This is a genomic window from Moorena sp. SIO2C4 (assembly GCF_010672485.1).
Classification (GTDB): domain Bacteria; phylum Cyanobacteriota; class Cyanobacteriia; order Cyanobacteriales; family Coleofasciculaceae; genus Moorena; species Moorena producens.
Genome location: NZ_JAAHGN010000474.1, coordinates 1 through 5535 on the forward strand (window position 1 = coordinate 1; position 5535 = coordinate 5535).

Annotated in this window: 4 protein-coding genes; 2 read left to right on the forward strand and 2 right to left on the reverse strand. The window is 44.9% G+C overall.

The genetic code is table 11. The features are described from left to right. The first annotated feature begins 542 nt into the window (after positions 1 to 542). The gene (locus F6K20_RS22290) at positions 543 to 677 is read left to right on the forward strand and encodes a hypothetical protein (protein WP_267872080.1); all 135 of its coding nucleotides are present in this window, start codon (positions 543 to 545) and stop codon (positions 675 to 677) included. Then, a complete protein-coding gene (locus tag F6K20_RS22295) occupies positions 652 to 2109 on the forward strand; it encodes a dolichyl-phosphate-mannose--protein mannosyltransferase (protein WP_287296056.1) in 1458 nt (485 codons plus the stop codon). Before F6K20_RS22290 ends, F6K20_RS22295 begins: the two co-directional genes overlap by 26 nt. Positions 2110 to 2717: 608 nt before the next feature. Here F6K20_RS22295 and F6K20_RS22300 read toward each other — a convergent pair. Both F6K20_RS22300 and F6K20_RS22305 read right to left on the reverse strand, forming a co-directional pair. Next, positions 2718 to 3422 (reverse strand): choice-of-anchor E domain-containing protein, encoded by a 705-nt coding sequence (locus tag F6K20_RS22300; protein ID WP_287266831.1) that lies wholly within the window; start codon positions 3420 to 3422, stop codon positions 2718 to 2720. A 374-nt stretch (positions 3423 to 3796) separates the two neighbouring features. Beyond that, on the reverse strand, positions 3797 to 5535 hold a 1739-nt coding region (locus tag F6K20_RS22305), incomplete at its 5' end, for a 3'-5' exonuclease (protein WP_287296058.1).

Here is a 5535-nt window from a genome sequence, read left to right on the forward strand (position 1 = left end):
TAGAGTTGGTGACTGGAGTTCGTGTGCTCTTCCGATCTTTAGAAGCGATGCAGAGGTGCGACCCGTGGCGAATTTAATTCGCCAAGGTCAAACGCACCATTACGGTCTTGGGGAGGCAGCGCGGTCTTGGGGGTCCCCCCCATGAGCGACTGCCGTGGTTTCCCCCACTCGCTATTGCATCAAGACAATGTCAAACATCTTAATGGGTAGTGCTATATAAGTTACAGGTTGTAGGTGATCAGCTTACAGGTTATTAAGCTAGTGTGCATTTAATTGGCATATTTTATATAGGACTTACGCAAATACCTCAATTTAACGCTACCTGTAGGGTTTGCAAAACCTTGACCACCATACCCATGGAGTCTGTGCGTAAGTCCTGTTATACTTTCGGAATTAGGGAAGGCAGACAAGGGGGATAAAAGGGCAGTGTTGTCTTTCCACTCTTATCTCTCTTCCCGCTCTTCCCCCAGAAAATAATTTCTGATCAAGGTCTCCTCTACTCCAGATTGAGTAGACCTCTTGCAAAAGTATTTTTCTAATTAGTGTTTGCGTCAATTCTTGTCCACTGTTCCCAGATCCGCTGTTCCCTGTTCCCGACAACTGCCGCGAAGTCTAGTGTGCCATTGACCGATAACCCAAGCCTCGATGGTGATGATTTTGCCAAAAAAGCCGTCTGATTCGTCTATCCCCTGGTTTAGCATTGGCATAACTGCCATTGTTTTACTGTCACTCGCCCTGCGATTTTGGGGACTGGGTCGATTTAATCGCCTGGTATTCGATGAAGTTTACTACGCTATATTTGCCAATAACTACTTAACCGGTACTTCCTTTTTCAATCCCCATCCTCCCCTAAGTCAGTACATCATTGCCATTGGCATCTGGATTGGCTCTCACCTCCCCTTTGGACAGGATACGGTTAACGAGCTGACTGGTTCGTTACGGTCTACCTGGAGTTACCGATGGCTGAATGCCCTGACGGGTTCTTTGATTCCGATGGTAGTGGCGGCTTTGGCTTATCAACTCAATCGACGTCGCAGCTATGCTTTGATTGCTGCTCTGTTCGCAGCTACTGATGGTTTATTCCTAGTAGAATCCCGCTATGCCCTCAACAATATATATTTAGTGATCTTGGGATTACTGGGTCAGTTGTTTTTGCTGCTGGCTCTGAATCATCAGGCTACAAAACGCTGGCTGATGCTAATCTTATCTGGTGTCTTTTTTGGTGCTTCCGCAGCGATTAAGTGGAATGGCTTGTGGTTTTTGTTAGGTATTTATATAGTATGGGCTGTCGCTTGGGTATGGCAATTATTTAGAACCTATTTTGGGCAGACAACCCGTACTCGTCCCATACCATCGTTAAGCCATCCATTACAACACCTGACCCAACTGAATGTCGGGCACATCCTGCTGAACTTGGTAATTTTACCAGCTCTCACCTACAGCCTCCTGTGGATTCCTCACTTACTGATGAATCCTACCCCTGGATTCTGGGAGTCTCAAGTCAAAATTTTAACCTTCCATCAAAATGTCGGCAGTGGCACTGACGTCCATCCTTACTGTTCCCGGTGGTATAGTTGGCTGTTAATGTGGCGTCCGGTTGCTTACTTTTATCAGACTGCTAGTCACACCCCTGAGGCTGTTTCCACTGACTCCCCCTTATCGGCTGGTGGGAGCAATTTAATCTATGATGTCCATGCCATGGGCAATCCTTTCCTATGGTGGCTCTCGACTACAGCAATTTTGTTGCTGTTGCTGCTGTTAACCCAACGCATCATCGAAGGGGTGGGCTGGAAATCCATACCAACCTCCTATACCTGGATTACCCTCTATTTGATCGTAAACTACGCCGCTAACCTATTGCCCTGGACGAAAGTGACTCGCTGCACGTTTCTTTATCATTATATGGGAGCTTCAGTGTTTTCAGGATTAGCACTAGCTTGGCTAGTTGACCGCTGGCTACACAGTGAGCAAAACCAGTATCGTAGTGCTGGTGTCACTGTAATCTTGGTAGTTGTACTAGCTTTTATATTCTGGTTACCAATTTACTTAGGTATACCTTTGTCTGAGTCAGGGTATCACCTGCGGATGTGGTTCCGTTCCTGGATTTAGCGACAAGTTCTTACTATCAAAGTTCAGCACCTATTGATGTTTTATATAATCAATAATGGGCAGTTTGTCACCATTTATTTTCCCGGCTGTTGCTGGTACATAATAATAACATAAATCCAGATAGCGCTGAGCAATTACAGAATGAGCTCAGGAAAAGATTTGAAATCCAAAATCATCAAGTATTCAAGAATGATACCGGGTAGAAAAGTTATATCGATGTATTTTTGGTCACCCCTAAGGATACCGAAACAGCCTTAGAATAAGTGGCTTTCAAAGATATCACTTAAAGCAATTGAAAATTTGCTCTTAAGAATCAACAATCAACAATCAACAATCAACAATTAACGTAAGCATTCAGCTATCAGCTATCAGCTATAGCAGTCGCCAGGGCAGTTAGGACATCGACATTAGTCTCAAACCTAAGTAAGCGCAAGAGTTTTTCTGACTTCTGACTTCTGCTATATCAGCCATTGACTTGTGGCCACGTTACTTGAGGTGCTTATCGGCTATGGGCACGCTACTGTTCGTGCAGCACCTCAAGTAGCGCAATCGGTGCTTTTGAATGAAATAAGCTGACCGCTGACCGCTGACCGCTGAATGCTTACCAATTAACGATCTTCCTTTCGTTGCCACAACAGTTTTAGTCCTGCGACTAAACCTAAGCCAAGGGGAGTCGTGGGTTCTGGTACTGACTCTGGCTCTGATGGTGTGTAGTCGTAAGTAACCTGGACATCCCCTTGAGCTTTTGTTGCGATCGCATTGAGTATATTAGCGGTTCCGTTAACAATCGATATGGTTTCCGCAGAAAAGAAAAAGTCTACGGGTTGAGTGCCCAGGAATGCATTAAATACGGAACCATTTGTGAATGTCTTCTCACCAGATACATTAGCGGTTAGTCCGATGAATGAAACTGCAGACTCGCCCTGAAAATCTAATGTGCCATCATAGGCAGCGACAACGGCTGAATCTCTTACTGTTGCTGTCTGTGTGAACAGGGTTGTATTATTTGCTCCGACCAATGTGAATAAGCCTTCCAGATTCCAAGTCAGAGTTGCTGGCTTTGCGTCTAGGCTTTCGCTCCGTGCGTCTCCTGACATTAGCCCGTTAAATTCTATGGTTACCGCATCAAGGGTACCGAGACTGGTGTCGAAGGGGTTGATAACAGGTGTGAGAGGCTCGTCATTGATATTTGTTGGGATCAGTGGCACTGAAGCGGATTGAACGATCGTGGCACTCCTAGCTGCAGTAGTAGTTGCCACAATACTGGTTAAGACAGAAACAGTAGCTACGCAAATCAGATATTTGGTTTTCATTGATATGAAATTCAATCTTCATTTACAAATTAATTATTTTTTTTGTGAATGGCAATTTTATTTTTTGGTATTTATGGCCTTGTCAAATATTTTTTATCCGAATATTTTCTGATTTCTTTTTTTATTATTTGTGTTATAGCGCTGTGCTCAGGGAAAAGGGAACAGGGAACAGGGAACAGGGAACAGGTAATAATTTAGCTTGTCACATAAATCTTTGAGCAATTCTTAGTCCCTTTAATTTGTCAATAATTGAGCAGCCATTGCTATAGATAAAGTCCCATTAATCACTTACAAAATAGTCCCTGTATTTTTGTTAATAGGTAAATTTAAACTTAAAAATTGTCAGGAATCAATTAACCATTAACCATTAACCATTAATCATTAACCATTAAAGAATTTGGAAACTGAGCATTCAATGCTGGCAATACTGGACAGGGTTTCTTCTGCTGCAAGTTATCTCCTTTACCACTAAAGGTATTCCACCGAAATGGTCCCAAATCGGCGGCGGCCATCCACAGCAACCGTTTAGCTCGGGTCATGGCTACATAGAGCAAGCGGAATTCTTCAGCAGTCTTAAGCTGTGCGGCTTGTTCCCAAGCCTCGGGTGCCATGGGTAAGGGTTTACCGTGAAGATAGGCACGAATTTGAGCTCTGGCTACTTCTGCTAGGGTAAATTCTCCCAAAAACTGAGCGGCAGTAGGTACCCACGGATTACCTGGAAGGGTGTCTTCATGGAGAAAGGGCAAGAAAACATAGTCCCAGTCTAATCCTTTGGCTTTGTGCATGGTGATCACAGTCAGTTGATGGGAACGCAGATAAGGGGAGTCTGTATTGTCTGGGTCTACAGGTTCAAAACGTTCTGAGCTAACGATTTCCTGAAGTACTGCTAGAGTTTCACTGATAGAACTGTTGCCAAAGGTCTGTTTTGCTATCCGTTCGGCTAATTTATCTGCTGTGGCTAGCTCGGATTGGTCATAGTTTAAGGTCTGAGCCAGGAAGGAAATTAGGTGATAATTGGGGAGTTCTAAACGAGCACGCAGTAAATCACAGCAGTAGCGGCGAGCTTTGATAACTGCTTTTGTCTGGGGTGGGTCCAATGGACCAGGATAGAGGAATTGTTCGGGATAGGTGGATAGAGCATTGAGGTCTTGGGTGGGAATTAACTGACGTTTTACCAAGACATCTAGGGCAGCTTTTAGGTAATCCGGAGAATGGGGACGGTCGAGAAATTGCAGCAGTGTTAGGATTTGACTGGGAACGTGGGATTCGCGATCGCGTTTTTGGACATCATACACTTCAATCTCATGCTGGCGTTTAAGATACTCCAGTTGTTCCACCACAAAGCTCCCTTGTCGATTCTCCCGTACTAACACAGCAGCGTTATGGTTTTGGTTTTTGGCAAATAGCTCCACTACTCGCTTTCCAATCAGCTCGACTGTGTGGTAAATGTCTTTAGGAGTGTAAAGTTCTAAACCTCTCCCTTCTGGATTTGGGTTGGCATCCGGTTGAGGGTCATTGGCATCTACTCGACGAATGGTTTGAGGACGAAAGGGTAGCTCGGGAGACGGTTGGGTTTGGGGGATAGAGTCTGGCTGTGGTACTGTTTCGGTAGAGTTTTTGCTGCCATAGGTGCTATTGACCCAATTCACGATAAAGTTGGCAGCATTGATGATAACCTGGCTACTGCGACCCGCTTGATCCATGGTGGCTAAACGTCCTATTCCCTGACATTCTTGGCAAAACCAATTGAAATAAATTGGGTCAGCTGGGGTAAAGGTAGAGTTAATGGCTTGATTGGGGTCTCCAACTCGGATCAGATTTAGGGTATGGTGTTGGGAGGTTGAAGGTTGGGAGGTTGAAGGTTGGGAGGTTGAAGGTTGGAAGGTTGAAGGTTGAGAGGTTGAAGGTTGGAAGGTTGAAGGTTGGGAGGTTGAAGGTTGGGAGGTTGAAGGTTGGGAGGTTGAAGGTTGGAAGGTTGAAGGTTGAGAGGTTGAAGGTTGGGAGGTTGAAGGTTGGGATCTCTCTCCCAACGAGTCCCAGTGTCCCAACTGTAAGAAAGCATTCCTCTTTAAGAACGGTAAGTTATAGTCCACCACAAGAAACAGTAATCTCC